14 protein-coding genes and 2 pseudogenes are annotated in these 20,182 nt (G+C 45.3%); 6 read left to right on the top strand and 10 right to left on the bottom strand.

All coding sequences use genetic code 11. The features are described from left to right. The first annotated feature begins 206 nt into the window (after positions 1-206). Positions 207-2,350 (top strand): annotated as a pseudogene (locus AB4209_RS20810) (GGDEF domain-containing protein). Positions 2,351-2,419: 69 nt separating this feature from the next. Here the strand turns inward: AB4209_RS20810 and AB4209_RS20815 are convergent. The 6 genes from AB4209_RS20815 to AB4209_RS20840 are packed head-to-tail and all read right to left on the bottom strand — an operon-like array spanning position 2,420 to position 9,377. Continuing rightward, the gene (locus AB4209_RS20815) at positions 2,420-4,099 is read right to left on the bottom strand and encodes a BatD family protein (RefSeq protein ID WP_372057200.1); all 1,680 of its coding nucleotides are present in this window, start codon (positions 4,097-4,099) and stop codon (positions 2,420-2,422) included. A 2-nt stretch (positions 4,100-4,101) separates the two neighbouring features. Beyond that, positions 4,102-6,009: a VWA domain-containing protein gene (locus AB4209_RS20820; RefSeq protein WP_372057202.1), complete on the bottom strand. Its 1,908-nt coding sequence runs from the start codon at positions 6,007-6,009 to the stop codon at positions 4,102-4,104. Next, positions 6,002-7,009, bottom strand: coding sequence for a VWA domain-containing protein (locus tag AB4209_RS20825; protein ID WP_017060042.1), 1,008 nt, complete (start codon positions 7,007-7,009; stop codon positions 6,002-6,004). The genes AB4209_RS20820 and AB4209_RS20825 overlap by 8 nt, the downstream gene beginning before the upstream one ends. Continuing rightward, entirely contained in the window at positions 7,002-7,487 is a 486-nt protein-coding gene (locus AB4209_RS20830) for a DUF4381 domain-containing protein (protein WP_065583800.1), read from the bottom strand. Before AB4209_RS20830 ends, AB4209_RS20825 begins: the two co-directional genes overlap by 8 nt. Next, the gene (locus tag AB4209_RS20835) at positions 7,484-8,410 is read right to left on the bottom strand and encodes a DUF58 domain-containing protein (protein WP_017060044.1); all 927 of its coding nucleotides are present in this window, start codon (positions 8,408-8,410) and stop codon (positions 7,484-7,486) included. Before AB4209_RS20835 ends, AB4209_RS20830 begins: the two co-directional genes overlap by 4 nt. 10 nt (positions 8,411-8,420) lie before the next feature. After that, a complete protein-coding gene (locus tag AB4209_RS20840; protein ID WP_017072421.1) occupies positions 8,421-9,377 on the bottom strand; it encodes a MoxR family ATPase in 957 nt (318 codons plus the stop codon). A gap of 455 nt (positions 9,378-9,832) precedes the next feature. Between AB4209_RS20840 and AB4209_RS20845 the strand changes: the two genes are divergently transcribed. Both AB4209_RS20845 and AB4209_RS20850 read left to right on the top strand, forming a co-directional pair. Continuing rightward, complete coding sequence (locus AB4209_RS20845) at positions 9,833-11,749, top strand: methyl-accepting chemotaxis protein (protein WP_372057204.1); 1,917 nt, start codon at positions 9,833-9,835, stop codon at positions 11,747-11,749. 208 nt (positions 11,750-11,957) lie between these two features. Next, positions 11,958-12,158: a hypothetical protein gene (locus AB4209_RS20850; protein ID WP_010431457.1), complete on the top strand. Its 201-nt coding sequence runs from the start codon at positions 11,958-11,960 to the stop codon at positions 12,156-12,158. A gap of 258 nt (positions 12,159-12,416) precedes the next feature. Here the strand turns inward: AB4209_RS20850 and malK are convergent, their stop codons facing one another. Further along, entirely contained in the window at positions 12,417-13,529 is a 1,113-nt protein-coding gene (gene malK / locus AB4209_RS20855) for a maltose/maltodextrin ABC transporter ATP-binding protein MalK (RefSeq protein WP_019822935.1), read from the bottom strand. 664 nt (positions 13,530-14,193) lie between these two features. Between malK and malE the strand changes: the two genes are divergently transcribed. The 3 genes from malE to malG all read left to right on the top strand — a co-directional run bounded on the left by malE (position 14,194) and on the right by malG (position 17,933). Beyond that, entirely contained in the window at positions 14,194-15,378 is a 1,185-nt protein-coding gene (gene malE, locus AB4209_RS20860; protein ID WP_017067915.1) for a maltose/maltodextrin ABC transporter substrate-binding protein MalE, read from the top strand. Positions 15,379-15,459: 81 nt separating this feature from the next. Beyond that, complete coding sequence (malF, locus tag AB4209_RS20865; protein ID WP_017060049.1) at positions 15,460-17,031, top strand: maltose ABC transporter permease MalF; 1,572 nt, start codon at positions 15,460-15,462, stop codon at positions 17,029-17,031. An 11-nt stretch (positions 17,032-17,042) separates the two neighbouring features. Continuing rightward, positions 17,043-17,933 (top strand): maltose ABC transporter permease MalG, encoded by an 891-nt coding sequence (gene malG, locus AB4209_RS20870; RefSeq protein WP_017060050.1) that lies wholly within the window; start codon positions 17,043-17,045, stop codon positions 17,931-17,933. 561 nt (positions 17,934-18,494) lie between these two features. On the opposite strand, the gene AB4209_RS20875 is transcribed toward malG, so the two are convergent. The 3 genes and pseudogenes from AB4209_RS20875 to AB4209_RS20885 form a co-directional block, all read right to left on the bottom strand. Further along, on the bottom strand, positions 18,495-18,767 hold the full coding sequence (locus tag AB4209_RS20875; protein ID WP_019822928.1) for a hypothetical protein: 273 nt from the start codon (positions 18,765-18,767) through the stop codon (positions 18,495-18,497). A gap of 237 nt (positions 18,768-19,004) precedes the next feature. Continuing rightward, positions 19,005-19,508: an acyl-CoA thioesterase gene (locus AB4209_RS20880; protein WP_019822926.1), complete on the bottom strand. Its 504-nt coding sequence runs from the start codon at positions 19,506-19,508 to the stop codon at positions 19,005-19,007. 406 nt (positions 19,509-19,914) lie between these two features. After that, positions 19,915-20,169: pseudogene (locus AB4209_RS20885) on the bottom strand (peptide ABC transporter substrate-binding protein); the annotation flags it as partial. Positions 20,170-20,182: the final 13 nt, after the last annotated feature.

Here is a 20,182-nt window from a genome sequence, read left to right on the forward strand (position 1 = left end):
GGCCTCCTCCTACTCGATTGTCTAAAAAATCCCCAATGTCGATGTGATTTTGGGCAGAGAATCCCATTTTTGTCGTCCTTCTCATGCTTGTGATAATGTTAAAGGTGAAACTGCGACCCGCTTAACATCTCATTTTTACTTACATTGATTGCATATCAAGCCTTCTGTATTTTTGCTTTATTCTTAATTGCCAATGGAAGGAAGCTGTGCCTGTTAAAGCCTTTGCAAAACAAATATCTGCGACACGCGACCATCGTCTGTTGGCTGAGTCTCTTTTTGACTATCTGGTTAAGGTACTTACTCCAAAAGGGATAGGAATATTTGCTGAACCGACGCCGGAGAGCGACGCATTACCGCTTTTTTCTTATGGCGACCTAACCTCATTGGCGAGCTACCCCTCTACATTTTGGCCGTGGGTCTCACAGTTTGATACCGCAGACGGGGTTTTGCCAATGGCTATCAACACCTGCAAGTGGGAACACATGAAAGTGCTTGGTGGGGAGTCGTTTATCATGATGCTCGACAACGCACCTGCCTCCAGAACTTATTTAATTGTTCAAAATTGCAATGCTCAGCAGATCAACCAAACGTTCGACCAAGATCTTGATGTCCTTCAACTAGCCGCAGCTCGCTGGCAGTGTATTCGTGCTGAAAAGAACGCTGCGCTGGAGATAAAATACAGAGACACACGTGAAGCGCAGTACCTGGATGAAATTAAGCTGCGAGAGCTATTTGTTGAGAACATGAAACTAGTCCATCAGGTCGCGTTAGAGCTTTCTAATCCTGACTCTTTGGATGCTTTGTATAAGGCTTCTGTTGAGGCAGTGCGCGACCGTCTAGGCTTTGACCGTGCGATCTTCATGTTACTCGATATGAAAAAGCGCTGCTTTAGTGGCACTTACGGCACCGATGAGCGGGTAAAACCAACAGTGAACACCACACTCAATACGATTTGCACCAACTTGAAGCGGAATACATTGAAGCGCTGTCTGATAACCATACTAATCTAGTCATCATCGATAATGCGCCCCTGTATACAGAAGGTAAGGTGGTCGGGCAGGGGTGGAATGGCATGCTTATCTTGCGTGAAGGCGACAAACCTGTCGGCTGGATCGCCATGGATAACTACATTCATCGCTCACCGATTACTAACTATCAAAAGCAGATGCTTGAGTCTTTTGGCTCTTTGCTTTCTCAAATCTATATTCGCAAGCGCCAAGAGCAGAACATACGTATGTTGCACTCGAGTATGGTTGAGCTGTCTCGATGCGATAGCGTCAGTGAAGTCTGTAAGTCCGCGGTTAGTTTTGCGATTCAACATCTAGGTATCGATCGACTGGCTGTTTTCCTAACAGACAAAAAGTGCAGTTACATGCAAGGTACTTGGGGCACTGACATCAAAGGCGATATTGTCGATGAGTCCTATTATCGCTCTGAGCTGGTGGAACGTGACATTGTAGCCGCAGCTCGTGCTTGCCCTAATCAAGTTGCCTTTGAAGAATCAGTTCCTATCTATCACGATTTCAATATTGTGGGAGTCGGTTGGACGGCAATGACCATGCTCACCACCAATACGGGTGAGCCGATTGCGTTTATCGCTGCTGATAACCTATTAACTCGCAGTCCTTTAACCTCACAGCTTCGTGAGGTAATACGTATCTTTGCTTCGAGCCTTGCTGAGGTGCTGCAAAGAACCATGGCTCAAGAAGAACTGAAAAAGCTCAATGAAACATTGGAGCAAGAAGTCAGTAAGCGTACCCAAGAGCTAGAGTTGGCGAATGAGCAATTGGATATCATTTCTAAGCTAGACCCACTGACGCGCCTTGGAAACCGCCGTATGTTGTCGCAGGTTCTAGAAGACTTGAACGGTGACGATCAAGGTGCCTTTGCCTTACAGAACGAAATTACATTTGGCTTGATTCTTGTCGACCTCGACCACTTTGGTTTGTACAACAGTGTCTATGGTCATACTGAAGGGGATGCGGCTCTGAGGACGGTAGGTGAGATACTGAATGCCCATGTTCACAATGATAAAGAAACCTTCTGCCGGATTGGCGGAGAGGAGTTTATGTTGTTGATGATCGGCACCCATCACTCTGAGACCAAGCGGCGAGCAGAGTCGATCAGAAAATGCATTGAAGAGGCGAAGATCCTCCATTGTGAAAGCAGTACTAGTCAGTATTTAACTGCGTCTGTCGGGTATGCATCGATAACTTCTGATCAGCACCAGTTTGACTTCGACCTACTGTATGGCAAGGCCGACAAAGCCTTGTATCAAGCCAAAGACTCTGGGAGAAATCGAATTGTTTCTGCCTTAAAACGTAAAAAAGTCACAGCCTCTCTTTCTTAAAATAAAGGCCGTTGATCTCAAGATGATCAACGGCCTTTGTGTTTTACTGTTGTTGATGAACAGCGTCGACTAAAGATTTTCTAGCGAACTATTATGCTTTTTACTCGCAACTCTCTTGGGCTTCTTCACCGTTTTGATTGCCAGCTCAGGGCTCCATGTTTGGGCTGGTGAACCGGCTTCACCATAAAGGCTTTGGTTTAGCTTGGTGAGTTCGGCTTCAACGGTTTGTAACGTCTCATCACTTAGATCTGTATTTTCAGATTTCCATTGCTCAAATAAGGTTCTGGTCATCACGCCATCTTTCGTTCTTAGAGCTTCAATAAGCGCTTCTGCGGTATCTGATTGACGTTCAACAGTGTGTGTTGGTTTTGTCGTTACACCGCGGCGTGGCCAGAAGTAGAATGCCAATGCTGAGCTGATTAGCCACAAAGCTGCAAATAGGGCGGTGAGATAAGGCCAGATCCCTGGGCTATCCACAGTAACAACCGTCGGGCTTACTTGTTGGGCGGGCGTAGCAGTAACTGGTGGAGTGCTTGACGCTGCGCGATCACTTGCTTTTACCGCTAACTCTAGCCCCTGCGCTTTGCTGGTTTGTTCTGATTGCAAATCGGTGTTAAACCAAGCTTGAGACACATCAGGAAGCGAGATGTTTCCTGCCTCTTTCGGAATCAAGACTTGCTTGTAAACAACGACAGAATCACCTGACTGAGTTGTGCCAAATTGCGGCTTCTCTTCATAAACACGTACCGAATTAGGGTAGGTGATATTCAGTTTTGGCAGCTGGTGTTGCGTTAAGTTGCTAGCCGTCATCGTGATGGTACGAGTTAACGAATCCCCCGCTTCCATTTCAATGGTTTGGTTGTCGCCTTCTAAACCATTACTATTTCCCAGTTGATTGCCTTGGCTATCTGACCATTGTTGAATCAGTTTGAAGTTTGATGTTGGTAACCACTCACCTTGGTAGCCTTTTGGTACGTCCTTCACAGTTACATCTAAGGTTTCAACGGGTGTGTCGAGTTGGAACAAACGTGTTGTACTAGAGTTATTGGTTGAGTAGACAACAGCTCCTGTTAGCTTCGGCCCGTTCAGCTTAAATTGACCTGCTTTTTGTGAAGAGATACGGAATGACTGTTGAACTACCGTCACCTCCTTTCCATTGAGAACGTCTTGAAATTGCTTCGATTCACCAATAGGTTCCACATCTAAGCCCGGCGAGCTCGGTGGCGCTATTTTAGGATCTTGCAGCCTTCTTGGGTCAGCTTTGATGATGAGTTTTACATCAAGCTCAGCCACTTCTTCTGGGTACAGCGAGTTCTTGCTGAGATTAAGCTGGAACTCTGCCATATCATGTTGAGTTGGAGCGGCTTTGTTAATTGCAACATTGATGGTGATAGGCTTGGTTTTTGCCCCTTCAATATCAAAACTCGGGATTTGCAACTTACCCAAACGCAGTGGAGCAAGGCTAATGTTCCATTCACTTGATACCGAACGGCTGCCATTGACGATTCGCATCGACGACCCAAAGTTTGGTGTGCCAACATAGAAATCCTGCTGGAGCGCTGTTAGATCTAGAGCATCAGAGGAGACCTTTTCATCGGTTGCAACTCTAAGAAGGAACACTTCATCTTTGGTGACACTGTTATGTGAAACGCTCGCCACGGCGTTTGCAGCCAATACTGAGAAGGACGAGAAAGCTCCCAACAACAATGTTAGGAGTACGGATAAAAATGGCTTGTTTAAAAATCGCATGGTTACCACTTTTTGTTCTGGTTGTTAGGAGCACTTTTTTGTTGTGCTTGTAAAATCATTTGCGCTTTAAGCAGTTGGCTTGGGTCACGCGCACTCTCTACCTGCTCAAGCTTTCGCATATCCGGGTCATTTGATAGCGGCTTCTCTGAGGCTTGTGCTACAGCTTGTTGAGCATCTTTAGCACCTTTCTCGTTTGAAGCTTGCTGTGCACTTGCACTTTGAGGCTGCGACTTATCCTGCTCTTTTTCCTCAGACTGGTTTGCTGTACTTGGCTGCTTAGATTGCTCGCCCTCTTGTTCGCCTGCGTTTGCACTCGATTGGTCTTCGGCTTGATCTTGGTTTGTGTTTTGAGATTGGCTATCAGCTTTGCTCTGCGAATTTTCAGCGTCTGCAGAGTTTTGTTGTTGATCCTGTGAGCCTTGCGAAGAATCATTTTGCTGACCTTGCTGACCTTGCTGACCTTGCTGACCTTGCTGACCTTGCTGACCTTGCTGATTTTGGTCATTCTGGTCATTCTGGTCTTTGGAGTCAGAATCGCCTTGCTGTTGCTGTTGCTGTTGCTGTTGCTGTTGCTGTTGCTTCTGGGCTTGTTCGACGACCTCTAAGTTCTTCTTCGCATAAGCATGCTCAGGGTTGATTTCGAGAATACGTTGATACTCTTCTATTGCTTGATCGTACTTACCTTGTTGGGCTTGGGCGTTAGCAAGGTTGTAGCGAGCATCTTCACCAGAAAGGTCTTGCAGCGTCTGCTCTGCGGCTTTGAAATCACCGGCTTTGTATTGAGCAATGCCTTTCCACTCTTGTTGGGTGAACTGTTCAGCAGCTTGTTGGAAGTCCTCGTCCTGATACAGCTGATAGCCTACTTGATCATCGGTTTTCCACGGGTTCGCAAACGCAGTATTTGGTTGGCTAAAAGAGATAACTCCAGCTAAGGCACACCAAATAACCCCTTTCCTGAATAATCCAAGTGCCGGAAGTAATAGCAAAGGCAGTAACCAGAAACCGTTGTTTACTCTGGTGTTGAGTGAGTTCTTGGTCTTGGTTACTTCCGATGTTGTTGCAACGCGGTCGAGGTAGCTCGCGATGTGTTCAACATCTGAGTTATCAAATTGAACTTCAGTGAACGTGCCACCATAGCTGCGTGTAAGCTCGCGCATGTTCTTCAAGTTGGTTCTTGCCACCACGGTTTGTCCTGAGTCGCTTTGCAGCATCGACCCCGTAGGTAACGAGATTGGCGCACCGTTTTCACTCCCTACAGCTAGAATCGACAATGTCCAATCGTTGCCATAGAGTAGGGAGTCGATCTGCTTCTTCTCTTGGTCATCGATGTCATCAGCAATCAATACCAAATCACCTTGGTAGATCTTCGCGCGAGTCATCATATCAATCGCAAGCTTAACGGCTGATGCGGCATCACCACCTTGATAAGGCATGATATCTGGCGATAGGTTAGGCACTAGGTTTTTGATGGTGTTGATGTCTGACGTTAGCGGGCTAATGGTGTAAGCATCCCCAGCATACGCCACCATGCCTGTTAGCCCTTCCTTCCATAATGAAAGCAGATCAAGAGCCTTGTATCGCGCTTGAGTTAAGCGATTCGGCTTAATATCTGTGGCATACATTGACATCGACATGTCCATGATCACAACTCGTGCCTGCGTTTTTTCAAAGCTTGGTTGTTCGTTTTTCTCGAAGCTTGGCCCAGCTAACGCAATAACGCCGACCAGCCACCAAATACCGAAGTAAGTACTGCGATTTTTCGATGGCTTGCTTGATTCTGGCGCCAAGTAACGGGCGATGTGTGACGCGAGTAATCCTTGTTTGGACTGTGTCTTGCTCAGCCACCAAATAGCGGGCAGCACGGCAAGCGCCAAGAACCAATATGGGTAGATAAAAGTAAAGTTAGACATTGTTTCTCCTAATGGCTAACAGCATAAATGCGAAGAACATTGCCGCCGACAGTGGCCATACAAACCACTCTTGTTGCGGTCGCCAGATCTTAGTGGCGTTCGTCACGGGCTCTAACTGGTTAATGGTGTCGTAAATCGTCGCTAACTCTTTGCTGTCACGCGCTCGGAAGTACTGACCGCCGGTGCGTTTGGCAATTTCTATTAGTGTACGTTCATCCAAGTCTTGAGCAGTATTGACTTTGCGCGTCATGAAGAACTCTTTGACCATCATCTCGCCTGCACCGACGCCCACGGTGTAAATCGTTGCGTCGTATTTCTTTGCAATATCCGCCGCTTCTAATGGGTCTAATACCCCGGCGGTATTACTGCCGTCGCTGAGTAGAATCATTACACGTTGGGGCGCATCGCTATCGACAAAGGTTTTGGTGGCAAGACCAATACCATCACCAATCGCTGTTTGAGTACCAATCAGCTTTAACACCGCTTGATTGAGCTGTTGTGAAAGCGTATCTCTATCTAGCGTAAGCGGGGTCTGCAAGTAGGCGTGATCAGCAAATAACACCAGTCCAACTCGGTCGCCTTTTCGTCGCTCAATAAAGTCACTCAATACGCGTTTCACCGCCGACAAGCGGTCGATGTATTCGCCATTGAACTGCATGTCTTCTTGGCTCATCGAGTAGGAGAGGTCGACAACCAACATCAAATCACGATGTTTCGGTTGAAACTCTACCGGTTCGCCATACCATACAGGGCGCGCGCTCGCCGTAACCAGCAGAAGCCAGATAATCACGGACAACGCCTTTGGTAAGCGACTGCTCGGTGTTTTGGTATTACTGTCTTCTGGCAGAAATGGAAGTCTTAGGACATGGCTTGATTCTGACTTTGGTGAGAACAAGTAAACGAGCAACGGCAGTGGCGCGATGAAGAACATCCACCACCAAACGAACTCGATGTTTAGCAAGTCCCCGCTTAGAAACATAGGGCTTAGAAAATCACTCATAAAGACCTCGCTTAGGAGGAAGGGCTTTACGAAGCCAAGTTTCGCAATCATTAACTAATTGTTGTTGAGCCTTTTTCTGTTCGTCGTTCATAAGGGCTACATCTTGATAGAGCGCTTGTTGCCACTGGGATTGTTTTGCTACAAATAACGGCTTCGCCAATTGCGCATCTAAGAACTTCAACCAATCATCACCAGACAAACCTGCAATTTTTTCACGAGGGAAATAGCTCAGTGCTGCTTGACGAACGATGTCTTGAGCTTTGCTCGGAGACAAGCCATCTTGGGACTGACTATTACTAAAGTAAGACAGCGCTTCTTGTTTCGCCTGTTGATTGTTTTTTCTACGTTTTAGAATGAAAAACACCAAGGCAATCAGGAAAATGGCTGTGATAATGACTGCCCACCAACCCCACGCCAAAGGCCACCAAGTCGGGGCGTCTGGCGCAATCACCGGACTTAAATCTAAGGGCTGTTTCATGACTGAGCTCCTGATATCTGGCTCATGAGTGACTGCGCACTCGACAGCGAGCTATAAGGTATCGCGAGAGATAACCCCATCTGTTGCAGCTGCTGTTTCTTAAGCGAAAAAGCATGGTTAAGCTTTTGCTTTTCTTTATTAGAAGAGAAATTAAACCATTGAGTTTTGCTGCCATCGGTGACCTGTTTAGAGCCTTTATAGGTGGTTTCACCTTGCTCTAGCGGGTCGTAGAAATGCACAAGACGTACTCTGTTGTGTCGGCGAATTTGACTGATAAGTGAGTAGTCACTTTCTTGGTAACGCACAAAGTCACTGAGCATAATAATATCGCTTCCTTTAGGGCAAAGCTGGTGCAGAGATTTCAGTCCATGCTCTAAGGTCGTGTCATTATGATTGTCGTGATTAGTCAGTGCCGTATTATTGATTTCTATGACTTTTTGCAAAATACGCAGTGGAGCATGGTTGCTTGCACTTGGCTTAATCTCAATGACCTCTTTGCCAGTATCGATCACCGCGCCAATTCGATCTTTTTGAGCCACAGTAAGCCAGCACAGTTGGCTAGCAAAGTGTGCAAGTTGAACCGATTTCAGCAACAAGGTTGAGCCGAAAATCATACTGCTTGATAGATCCAAGAATAAAATGACAGGCTGTTCTCGTTCTTCAGAGAAAAGTTTGGTATGCGCTTTGCCCGTTCTGGCTGTTACACGCCAATCAATGCTGCGAATGTCATCTCCCGCTTGATATTGACGAACTTCAGAGAAATTCATCCCGCGACCTTTACGGTTGCTCTCGTGTTGGCCGTTAAGCTGTGACCAAAGGCTCTTGGCGGGAGGCAACCAGCGAACAGACTGCGCTTTGTATTGCAGCAGCTCATCCAGATTTAACGTGACGCCGTCACTATGGTTGGGTAGTTGATTATTCATGCGCGTATCCCTATGCGCTGCCAACCAATGAAATAAGGTGTGCGATCACTTGGTTTGCGGTGACACCTTCAGCTTGTGCGTGGTAGCTGCGCAGTAGACGGTGGCGTAACACAGGGAATGCCATCGCTTGAACGTCTTGTGGCGTGACGTAATCTCGTCCTGCAAGCCAAGCGTGAGCGCGGGCACAACGGTCTAACGCAATGGTTGCACGCGGGCTGACACCCATGTCTAACCATTGATCAAGTTGGTCACTGTATTGCTTAGGTTGGCGAGTCGCCATAACCAGTCTGATGATGTACTGCTCAATGGTGTCTGCCATGTGAATGTTGAGCACTTCTTGGCGCGCTTCAAAGATCGTTTGCTGAGATATCTGTTGTGGCTGAGCTGATTCGTTACCTTGAGCCTCACCACGGTTGAGTCGTAAGATCTCAAGCTCGCTTTCCATATCTGGGTATTCAACCTCTAGGTGAAGCAAGAATCGGTCTAACTGAGCTTCCGGTAGCGGGTAAGTCCCTTCTTGTTCAATTGGGTTCTGTGTTGCCATTACCAAAAATAGCTCAGGCAGCGCATAGGTTTTTCGACCGGCAGTTACTTGTTTTTCTGCCATCGCTTCCAGCATTGCCGCTTGAACTTTCGCCGGAGCTCGGTTGATCTCATCCGCTAGAATCAGTGAGTTGAAAATCGGGCCTGATTGGAAGGTGAACTCCCCAGTTTCAGGGCGAAAAATGTCGGTACCCGTCAAATCAGCTGGCAACAGATCGGGGGTAAATTGAATACGGTGGAAGTCACCCTCAACACAGTCAGCCAATGATTTTACTGCGCGAGTTTTTGCTAAGCCGGGAGGTCCTTCAACGAGGATATGACCATCTGCTAAAAGGGCGATCATCAGTTGCTTAACGAGCTCTTTTTGACCAATGATTTGAGACTCTAGATAGTTTTGAAGGACTTCGAAATTTGTTTTGTGCATTTTGGACTCTCTGGGTATCCATTTGATTTTTATTTTGAGTATTGGTCACTGATTTCGAGGAAAAAGTTCCAGTACATTTGCGTAATTTATTTTTTCAAAATTGGAAATATTTACAAGTGGTTAGCTAAAAACATCGTTAGGTTGTGATTATTACTATATCAATTGGTTTTTATATACAAAAGCTCGGCGGTGGGGAGTGGTTTGAGTTCGGTTGGGTCTCAGGGGGTGAGAACTAAAATTGACTCTCGACAATGCGGTATTTGCTTAGTTAATTCATGCTCAAGGTGAATATTTCTAATTGTTACATCATATTTGCAGTTTTTTGAGAAGAAAGTCTCTAGTTTTATTGGTTGTGGCCGATACATCACTCAGATTGTGCATTGCTTGTTGGAGTGCACTAAAAAAGTCCTGTTCAGGGTATACCAATAACGAGCGATTCTTTTAAAGGTCCAAATATGTTTAAAACTAACTCTCTGAGTATCAAACAAAAAGTTGTACTTGGAATTACCTTTGCGGTTCTTGCATCGACAGTGATTGTCGGCGCGATGGCACAACAGCAAGCAAGAGATGTGTTGAGTCACCGTTTGGTTGATATTGAGCTTCCCGGTATGTTGGAGCGAATCAATGGTGAAATTGACCGTGAAGTCTCTCAGTTATTGTTAGCTGCGGAGCAAATTGCTTCAAATGAATTCATTTCTGATGCTATCGAATCGACCGAGCGCGATGCCGCGCTAGAGAATAAGCTGGTTAAACAACTGAACAATGTTCGCAACCAATATCAGTTGAACGATGCCTCGGTAGCGAACCGTCAAACAGCTTACTACTGGAATCAAGATGGTTTCTTACGTCAGCTAAACCAACAACAAGATGGTTGGTTCTTTGGCTTTACGCAATCTGGACAGCCGACCATGGTGAGCATGTTCCAAGAAGCGAATGGCGAAGTGAAGATGTTTGCTAACTATCAGCAGCCTTCTGGTTTGGCGATGTCTGGTCTATCAAAATCGATGGATGACATGGTTAACTTACTCAATGGCTTTAAGATTGAAAATACAGGCTTCGTATTCTTAACCGATAGCCAAGGTGATGTACAAATTCACCGTGAGCGTTCTCGTAGCGATTCTTCACTTCAACAACTTTACGGCTCTCAATCAAGCCAACTATTGAACAAGTCGGGCTTCAATCTGATTACCACTGAAAGCCAAGGACAAGAACTGTTTGTGGCGAGCTTGTACGTGTCGTCGATGGACTGGTTTGTTATTGGTGTCGTACCAACAGGCGAAGTATTTGCTGAGCTAGATGCGACAGCGCAAAAGATGCTGATCATGACGGCGGTTGTGGCATTAGTGTTTATCCTAATGGGCGTTGTTCTGGCGAACAGCATTACTCAACCGATTAAACTTCTGGCTAAGCGATTCGGTGACCTTGGCGAAGGTGATGGCGATCTGGCGCAACGTATCGAAGTGAAAGGCAACGATGAAATTGCCCAGCTTTCAAAGGGCTTTAATGGATTCATTGAAAAGATTCACGAGTCTATGAAAGAAGTATGTTCGACAAGCCAAGCGCTTCAAGTGGCGGCAGAGAGTGTTTCTAACAAAGCACACATCACCCACGATAATAGCCAAGAGCAACGTGATCAAACGCTTCAAGTGGTGGCTGCAATTAACCAAATGGGTATGACCATCAGCGAGATTGCATCGAACGCGGCAACCGCAGCAGAAACGGCAACTCAAGCTTCAGGCAATACGGAAGTAGGCCGCTCTGTGGTGAACAAAGCAAAAGACGCGATCAGTCGTTTGGCGCAAGATATTGAAAGCACGGGTCAGGTAGTAGAGCAACTGGCTTCTACAACTCAAGACATCGGTTCTATTCTGGGTGTTATTCGTGATATTTCAGAGCAAACTAACTTACTCGCATTAAACGCTGCAATTGAAGCCGCCCGTGCTGGTGAGCAAGGTCGTGGTTTTGCGGTTGTAGCGGATGAAGTACGTAACCTAGCAAGCCGTACCGCAGATTCAACGGAAGAGATTCAAAAGATGATCAACCAACTGCAAAGCGATGCTAAAGATGCGGTAACGGCAATGAGTGCGGGTAAGGTGATTACCCTTGAAGGTGTATCGGCTTCGGATGAAGCGGTAGACGTGCTGAGTGGCATTTCAGACCGTATCGTTGATATCACAGACCGTAACACTCAAGTGGCAACGGCAACGGAAGAGCAATCAACCGTAGTTCACACCATCAACCAGAACATTGAAGAGATTAACGCAATCAACGAAGTGACAACGGGCACGGCTGAGCAACTTGCTGAAGCGAGCCAAGAGCTTCGTGATCTATCGTCTCGTCTAGATAAGATGGTTGGTTCATTTAAGCTTTAATCCCTTTAAGCTGTAGCATGGCTTACAAAGATACATAAACTAAGAGCTGGATTCATTTAATCGTGAATTCAGCTCTTTTTATTTACGTGCTTGTTTTCTTCTAACTGACGTTCGCTTGATCTGGTTTCGGGCTTTGCACTCAATCGCCCTAGCATCATAGGGCGTAAATGAGTAAAATCTCGTTAGGTTTAATATTTAGGTAAGTATCATGAGCGATTTTGAAAAAGAACTAGAGCAGATGACTCAAGAGATGGGCGATGAGCCTGAGGTGAAACTGCCATCACTTGAAGAGCAAAAAGCAATTGTTGCTGAGTTCAAGCGACTAGAGGCGGAAGGCAAACTGACTCCTGAAGTGTTAGAGAAGCATTTTGGCCAGTTCAACAAACAGAATGATACGCCAATTCACTAAGTTGATTTAGACAGGTTTCATGTCTGAAAGAAGTGATATTAGCGGTTGGGTTCATAGCCTAACTAACAGATAAAGGTCTAGCGCTTGCTAGACCTTTTTTATTGCCGCTAGCGAAAGACCGAGTGGCTGACTCATGAACTATTCAATGTAAGTGAAACTCGTATCCAACACATAAAAATATCCAGCACATAAAAAAATCCCCCTTACTGAGTAAGAGGGATTCGATATGGGCAAGTTATATCCTAAAAGGCTAAGCGATTAGTCTGTGCCGTATTCTTTGTACAAACGACGACATGCGCGGCCATCGCTGTGGAACAGGTGACAACGGTGCGCTGGAATACCAATCGCCAACTTGTCACCTGATTCGATTTTCAACGTGTCAGGCTGGCGATAGATAACATCAGCATCGGCACTTTCAAGGTTTAGGTAAACCTGAGTTTCGTTACCTAGCTTCTCTACCATCATCACGTCAGCTTCAATCGTCGCGTCACCTGATTCAGCAGACATCAAGTGTTCAGGGCGAATACCCAGAGACATACGATCGCCAGCATTGACAGTCGTACCATCAACAGGGATCCAGAAAGTCATACCGTTAGAAAGTTGAACTTGTACGCGTTCTGCTTCAGCTTGTTCAATGTGTACCGACATGAAGTTCATCTTCGGTGAACCAATAAAGCCAGCAACGAAACGGTTTTGAGGGTAGTGGTAAAGGTCAAGCGGCTTACCGACTTGAGATACATAACCACCATCAAGAACAACGATCTTATCCGCCATTGTCATCGCTTCCACTTGGTCGTGGGTAACGTAGATCATGGTACAACCCAGTTGACGCTGTAGCTTGGTGATTTGCGAACGCATTTGAACACGTAGCGCGGCATCTAGGTTTGATAAAGGCTCATCAAGTAGGAATACGTTTGGTTGAGAAACCAGAGTACGACCAATCGCAACACGTTGACGTTGACCACCAGACAATGCTTTAGGTTGACGCTCAAGAAGGTGACCAAGCTGAAGAATTTCTGCCGCATGTTCAACACGCTTGTCGATTTCAGCTTTATTTGCGTTTGCTAGCTTAAGACCGAAAGACATGTTGTCGTATAGGTTAAGGTGAGGGTAAAGCGCGTACGATTGGAATACCATACCTACGCCACGCTTTGACGGTTCAACGTCATTCATGCGTTTGTCGCCAATGTACAAATCACCAGACGTAATGTCTTCTAGACCTGCGATACAACGTAATAGCGTCGATTTACCACAACCTGATGGTCCAACGAATACTACGAATTCACCTTCGTTGATGTCTAAGGTTACGTCCTTAGAAATCTGTACATCACCATATGATTTATAAACGTTTTTTAACGTGACACTCGCCATCTAGCTTGTCCTCGATCGATCAAATTTTAAGTTTTACTGCTTATCATTATAAGAAATTTTTGGGTCAGCAGTAACTGTAGGAATTGGTAAGTATTGAGTGAGTAAGAAAAAAGTGGGTGAGACTTGGCTTCTTTAACCAAGCCCACCCGTCATAGCCAAACTGATGCCCATTTCCCCCACATTCAGCTAAACCTCCCCCGTGATTCAATCACAGATTTAGCTCGATGCTAATATAAGACACCAGCGGGCAGTGAAGCCAACTAAATGAATAATGCGTCAACGCATAACACTTGCCGGTAAAGGGTTCTTACTATCCACTCTTGGATGAATGCAGTTTCGGTGAAATGGCGTAAGGGTACATCCTCCCAATGGGAAATTAACTAGGGGGAGTAGGAGGGGAGGAGTAGATATACGGGGTTATTAATAATTGGCGATCCAGTTCAAATAAATCCACCACGTAACGGTGATGTTGATCACGATGAGTATACGTTTTGTGATTGCAGTCTCTAATCTGACCGGATGGCGATCACGAATTTAAGCCATAATAGCTAGGGCGTAGTGGCTAGGATGATGAGCTAGGGTCTGTTTTCTCAGATCATAACCTCCGAAAACTGGCTCATCTTGGTAGATGTGCCCTACGTATAAATATAAAAAGGATATTCACATGAAAAACGCTCTAAGCGCTGTAGCTCTAGGTACAATAGTTGCTCTGGGTTCTTTTGGTGCAAATGCTGCTATCGAAGAAGGACAACTAACAATCTGGGTAGGTGGTGACAAAGCTTATGAAGGCATGGCTGAAGTAGGTAAACGCTTCGAAGAAGATACTGGTGTTAAAGTAACCGTCGCTTTCCCTGACAAGCTAGAAGAAAAATTCCCTCAAGTAGCAGCAGCTGGCGATGGCCCAGACATGATCTTCTACGCACATGACCGTTTTGGCGGCTATGCAGAAGCGGGACTTCTTGTTGATATCAAACCTTCTAAAGAGACTAAAGAAGGTATCGTAGACTTCGCATGGGACGCTGTTTCATACGAGGGTAAAACAATCGCATACCCTGTTGCTGTTGAGTCAGTTTCCCTAATTTACAACAAAGCACTTGTTCCTAACCCACCTAAGTCTTGGGAAGAAATCCCAGCACTTAACGCTGAACTTCAGAAAGACGGCAAGAAAGCGATCATGTGGCCTTTACGTGGCGGCGCTTACTTCACATGGCCTCTACTTGCAGCTGACGGCGGCTACGCATTCAAACAGACTGCAGAAGGTTACGACATTAAAGATGCGGGCGTAGCGACTGAAGGTGTTCAGAAGTCTCTAGGTTTCATCGAGAAGATGGTACAAGACAAAGTTATCTCTGCAGACATGGATTACTCAGTAGCTGAGTCTGAATTCGTTGCAGGTAACGTTGCAATGACAATCAACGGCCCTTGGGGTTGGGAAAACATCAAGAAAGCTGGCGTAGACTATGGCGTAACAACACTACCTAAGTTCAACGGTAAAGCGTCTAAACCTTTCGTTGGTGTATGGGCAGGTGGTATCAGCACTGCGTCTCCAAACCGCGACCTAGCTGTTGAGTTCATGGAAAATTACCTACTAACAGATGAAGGTATGAAGAGCCTGAACGACGACAAGCCACTAGGCGCTGTTGCTCTTAACTCTTTCCAACGTCAACTAGACAGCGATACTCGTATTGCAGCAACAATGGACAACGCGATGAACGGTGAAATCATGCCTAACATCCCTCAGTTCACAACATTCTGGTACAGCATGGAAGAAGCGATCGGCAACGTAGTTGACGGCCGTCAATCAGTAGACCAAGCACTAAAAGCTGCTGAAGGTCGTATGGTTAAGTAACACCCAAGCACTACCTTTTAAGGAGGGGGTAACCTCTCCTTACTTTTCTATTTTTTATCTATATCGCTAGCAGGTTCCTCTATGCAGTCAGTTCAAGGTACAGATGCTATCCCAGCACCATCAAGCCTTCCAGGCAGTAAAAGCGTCTTCATCAAATGGGGGTTGCTTGGTAGCGTTGGCTTAATAAACGGCTACGCTACAATTCTAATGTATTCTCGCGGTGAGCTCGCTTTTGCGCTGCTTACAGTGATCTTAACGGCTTTGGCACTTTACATTTTTGGTAGTAAAAAAACTTACGCCCACCGTTATATTTACCCAGGTATTGCCGGAATGATCTTGTTCATTCTTTTCCCATTGGCATACACCGTAGGGCTTGCGTTTACTAACTACAGCGCGAAAAACCAGCTTTCTCTAGAGCGTACTCAAACCGTTCTTTTAGACCGTTCTTTCCAAAGCGGTGAGAGCTACCCATTTACTTTGTACAAGACAGATGACGGTCACCAGATCGTTGTAAAAGATGGCGATCAACTGTTAGCGACTGACGTATTTTCTCTAGACAATATGACAGAAACAGAGATGGACCTATCTGTAATCGAGTCTGCGCAAGGTGAAAAAGAGAAGATCAAAGCGATCATCCAAAACCGAGCAGCAATCAGTGGTGTTGATTTCAATCTACCTGACGGTGGTGACATCCGCATGAGTGGCTTACGTAAGTTTGCTTCTGTTGCTCCGCTTTACACGCTACAAGACGATGAAGAAACGTTAATCAACAATGAAACGGGTGAAGTTCTCAAGCCAAATATGGATGTGGGTTTCTACCAGCCTGTTGATGCAAATGGTGAGTTTACGGGTAATACCATCTCTCCAGGTTTCGTGGTTAGCATTGGTACGCATAACTTTGAGCGTGTATGGAAAGATGACGGCATTAAAGAACCGTTTATCAGCATCTTTATTTGGACGGTTATCTTCTCGGTATGTACCGTAGCGTTCACGCTAGTTATCGGCCTTGTATTGGCTAACATCGTGCAATGGGAAGAGTTGAAAGGTCGTTCTATTTATCGTGTTCTACTGATTCTGCCTTACGCCGTACCCGCGTTTATCTCGATTCTTATCTTTAAGGGTCTATTCAACCAAAGCTTTGGTGAGATCAACATGGTGCTCGAGAATATCTTCGGCTTAAGCCCGAACTGGTTCTCAGACCCTATCTTAGCGAAAACCATGGTGTTGATGGTTAACACATGGCTAGGTTTCCCTTACATGATGATTCTATGTATGGGTCTGCTTAAAGCGATTCCTGATGATTTATACGAAGCGTCAGCAATCGATGGTGCGAACTTCCTTGATAACTTCAAGCGCATTACGTTCCCATTGATGATTAAACCGCTTACACCGCTATTGATTGCAGCGTTTGCCTTTAACTTCAACAACTTCGTAATGATTCAACTATTGACGAACGGTGGCCCGAACATGATTGGTACTTCTGAGCCAGCGGGTTACACAGACTTGCTTGTAAGCTACACGTACCGAATTGCATTCGAAGGCGGCGGCGGTCAAGACTTCGGTCTAGCAAGTGCTATCGCAACGCTTATCTTCCTATTGGTTGGTGCACTAGCGTTACTAAACCTTCGTTTCACTAAACTGTCTCAAGATTAAGGAGCACGACAATGGCTATGGTACAAGGTAAAGGCCTTAAATACCGAGTGTGGGCAACGCATGCAGTGTTGTGGTGCTTCTTGGCAATGATTATCTTCCCACTACTGATGATCATCGCGATCTCGTTCCGTGAAGGTAACTTCGCAACCGGTAGTTTGATTCCAGATAACCCATCATTGGAACACTGGAAGTTAGCATTGGGTATGTCAGTAACGAACGCAGATGGCTCGGTAACGTCACCTCCGTTCCCTGTGCTAACTTGGTTATGGAACTCAGTGAAGGTTGCAGGTATCACATCGATTCTGATTGTGACACTGTCTACGACATCGGCTTACGCGTTTGCTCGTATGCGCTTTAAAGGTAAGAACACAATCCTGAAAGCGATGATGATTTTCCAAATGTTCCCAGCAGTATTGGCTCTAGTAGCAATCTACGCGCTGTTTGACAAACTTGGTCAATACATTCCGTTCTTAGGCTTGAACACACACGGTGGTCTAATCTTCTCTTACCTAGGTGGTATTGCACTGCACGTATGGACGATTAAGGGTTACTTTGAGACGATTGATAACTCTCTGGAAGAGGCAGCAGCCCTTGATGGTGCAACGCCTTGGCAAGCATTCAGACTGGTTCTACTACCGCTGTCTGTGCCAATCCTAGCGGTTGTGTTTATCCTATCTTTCATCGCGACAGTGGGTGAGGTGCCAGTAGCGTCTATCCTACTTACAGATGTGAACTCTTACACGCTAGCAGTAGGTATGCAGCAGTACCTATACCCTCAGAACTACCTATGGGGTGACTTTGCGGCAGCGGCTGTACTATCAGCACTTCCGATTACTATCGTGTTCTTACTTGCTCAACGTTGGTTAGTTGGTGGTTTGACGGCAGGTGGTGTAAAAGGATAAGCTGTACTCTATAAGAAAGAAAAAGAGCGACCGTTAGGTCGCTCTATATTGGCATTTTTATTACATCATTTGGTTTGGCCGCCGATCAGTAATAAAAATAACCCTCAGGTTACGCATAGCTGGCTACTAATCAGGTTCCTTACGCTATTAATGATTAGTGGTTTTTGTAACTCTAACCCAGGTATTTACTTGGGTTTTTTTATGCCTGCTACTTTTTGTTTTTTGTGTCAGCGTTACTCGTTAACTATCGCGCTCATATCTACTTTAAAACCCAAAGTTTCGAGTTACTTCTCTCCTAAATACCGACCACTTCATTTTGGTTACTTGTAGAAATGAACTAGTCTCACAAATCAGACACTCAGTATAAGTGGCTGTTGTACTATTGATATGTTGTGAATATTCCAATGCGTGATACTTCAATGATTTGTATGCAACAAAACCTGAAATTGCACTGAAAATGTATGGGTAAGCGAGAGGTAGTTACAGAATATTCAAGTGACATTCATGAGGGTTATGGAGGTGGGTTTATTTATGCTTCTGGTTTTTGGTGGGACTTAGAAGTTAGAACTCTTTACTAGAAGGAGCACAACCTAAGTGTTGCAATAGCACATAGATGCTTTCTTGATCGAGTGCCACGCGACGAAATAGATCGGCAAATGTCGGATCTCCACCGAAACACGTTTGGATATAGTGGTTGATTTCATTGCTGTCGTAGCCTTCGACGTACAAAGTTCTAACCCATTGGTACTCAACAGCCTTTAAATTGTTCAGTGTAGACTCGCTAAGAGTGGGGCGTATGACGCTCAAGAGTGGCTCCAAGAAATTCAAATGCATCTATTATGATTGGCGGTATTTAATCAGAGCAAAATGACGACTTTATTACAGTCAAAATAAATCAGTGAACAAGTGCCGATTCATTTCAACCTTTGGCTGGGTATCACGCTCTTATCGTCTGTATTGGGTGTGCAGCGGATTTGGCTGTGTAGAGCACGAAGGTATCAAATAGATCAATGCCAAGCAGGCGCTTGGCATTGTAATAAGGTTTTGTAGGGGGAGGGCAGCTGGTGGACCTTACTTAAGGTACTTCACGTGAGCTTCCATCTCTTCACCAATCTGTTTTCGCATGTTCATTAGGCGAATAGCCGAATCTCGTAATTCGATGTCTTCTGGCGTCTCTGGTATCCACTCTGGCACTTTAGTCGGATTACCATTCTCATCGACAGCGACCATAATAACGATACAGTGAGTTGTTAGGCGGTTATTGAGCTCTTTAGGGTCGCTTGCTTGCACGTCGATAGCGATATGCATTGAAGATGAACCTGTGTAAATGACCTTTGCACTTACTTCCACAAGGTTGCCTACATGAATTGGGGCAACGAATCGAATTCCGCCTGCATAGGCTGTTATACAGTATTTACCGCTCCAACCTGCGGAACAAGCGTAGGCTGCTAAATCGATCCACTTCATTGCTGCACCACCATGAACTTTACCACCAAAGTTCACATCTCCGGGTTCAGCTAAAAAACGCAGAGTAACGTCTCGTTTACCATCTTGTCGGCTATTGCTACTGCTCATCTATCTTCCTTCATTATTATTTTGCTGCGTAACATGCTTGTTACTTGCTAGTAACAATATACTTAAGATGACATAAGTTAAAGCGGATAATCTCATGGTTAAGACTATTTTTTTCAAACAGATGATCAGTTGATGAATATTGGTGCTTAAAGGCGTATCAGGCGAATGGCAAACATGGATGAAGTGATATCAAGCAAGAGAATAGAAATACTGATTAAGTCACTAGATAGGTCGATTGCAAAAAAAACACCTAGCGTAATGCTAGGTGTTTCTAAGCCGTGTGGTACTCATGTCGGTACTTTTTTGTGTTAGCCAACCAACCGCTGTTGATTTGGTTTAGTTAAAGTGGCTGTATCTCAGATACCACTAAAGTGGTAGTGATTATTGTTTTCTTATCAGCTCACTTTTACTGTTTTAAAAAGTATAGATCCTTCGCGTAGATATTTCCTTTCGGATTATTGTTTGGGAAGCCTTTTAGTGTATTTCGCACTAATCGTGTGTGATTGTAATGATATAAAGGTATAACTGCTGAAGAATAGTTGAGCAACGACTCATCGTGCTGATATAAAGTAAAGCGTTTAGACTAATCTTCCGTTTTACTCGCTTGCTGTAAGGGCTCATCATAGTATGGATTACAGTAGCCACTCTCATTTGCTGTGTGAAACGTGAGTTTG

The sequence above is a fragment of the Vibrio sp. 10N.286.48.C11 genome, from assembly GCF_041469805.1.
GTDB lineage: Bacteria > Pseudomonadota > Gammaproteobacteria > Enterobacterales > Vibrionaceae > Vibrio > Vibrio crassostreae_C.

What these genes read in the sequence shown, in the direction of transcription:
- AB4209_RS20845 (WP_372057204.1), top strand. Translation starts at nt 9,833, where the DNA reads ATGTTTAAAACTAACTCTCTGAGTATCAAACAAAAAGTTGTACTTGGA.
- malE (WP_017067915.1), top strand. Translation starts at nt 14,194, where the DNA reads ATGAAAAACGCTCTAAGCGCTGTAGCTCTAGGTACAATAGTTGCTCTG.
- AB4209_RS20840 (WP_017072421.1), bottom strand. Translation starts at nt 9,377, where the DNA reads ATGCACAAAACAAATTTCGAAGTCCTTCAAAACTATCTAGAGTCTCAA.
- AB4209_RS20815 (WP_372057200.1), bottom strand. Translation starts at nt 4,099, where the DNA reads ATGCGATTTTTAAACAAGCCATTTTTATCCGTACTCCTAACATTGTTG.
- malK (WP_019822935.1), bottom strand. Translation starts at nt 13,529, where the DNA reads ATGGCGAGTGTCACGTTAAAAAACGTTTATAAATCATATGGTGATGTA.
- AB4209_RS20820 (WP_372057202.1), bottom strand. Translation starts at nt 6,009, where the DNA reads ATGTCTAACTTTACTTTTATCTACCCATATTGGTTCTTGGCGCTTGCC.
- AB4209_RS20835 (WP_017060044.1), bottom strand. Translation starts at nt 8,410, where the DNA reads ATGAATAATCAACTACCCAACCATAGTGACGGCGTCACGTTAAATCTG.
- AB4209_RS20880 (WP_019822926.1), bottom strand. Translation starts at nt 19,508, where the DNA reads ATGAGCAGTAGCAATAGCCGACAAGATGGTAAACGAGACGTTACTCTG.
- malG (WP_017060050.1), top strand. Translation starts at nt 17,043, where the DNA reads ATGGCTATGGTACAAGGTAAAGGCCTTAAATACCGAGTGTGGGCAACG.
- AB4209_RS20825 (WP_017060042.1), bottom strand. Translation starts at nt 7,009, where the DNA reads ATGAGTGATTTTCTAAGCCCTATGTTTCTAAGCGGGGACTTGCTAAAC.
- AB4209_RS20875 (WP_019822928.1), bottom strand. Translation starts at nt 18,767, where the DNA reads ATGCATTTGAATTTCTTGGAGCCACTCTTGAGCGTCATACGCCCCACT.
- AB4209_RS20830 (WP_065583800.1), bottom strand. Translation starts at nt 7,487, where the DNA reads ATGAAACAGCCCTTAGATTTAAGTCCGGTGATTGCGCCAGACGCCCCG.
- malF (WP_017060049.1), top strand. Translation starts at nt 15,460, where the DNA reads ATGCAGTCAGTTCAAGGTACAGATGCTATCCCAGCACCATCAAGCCTT.
- AB4209_RS20850 (WP_010431457.1), top strand. Translation starts at nt 11,958, where the DNA reads ATGAGCGATTTTGAAAAAGAACTAGAGCAGATGACTCAAGAGATGGGC.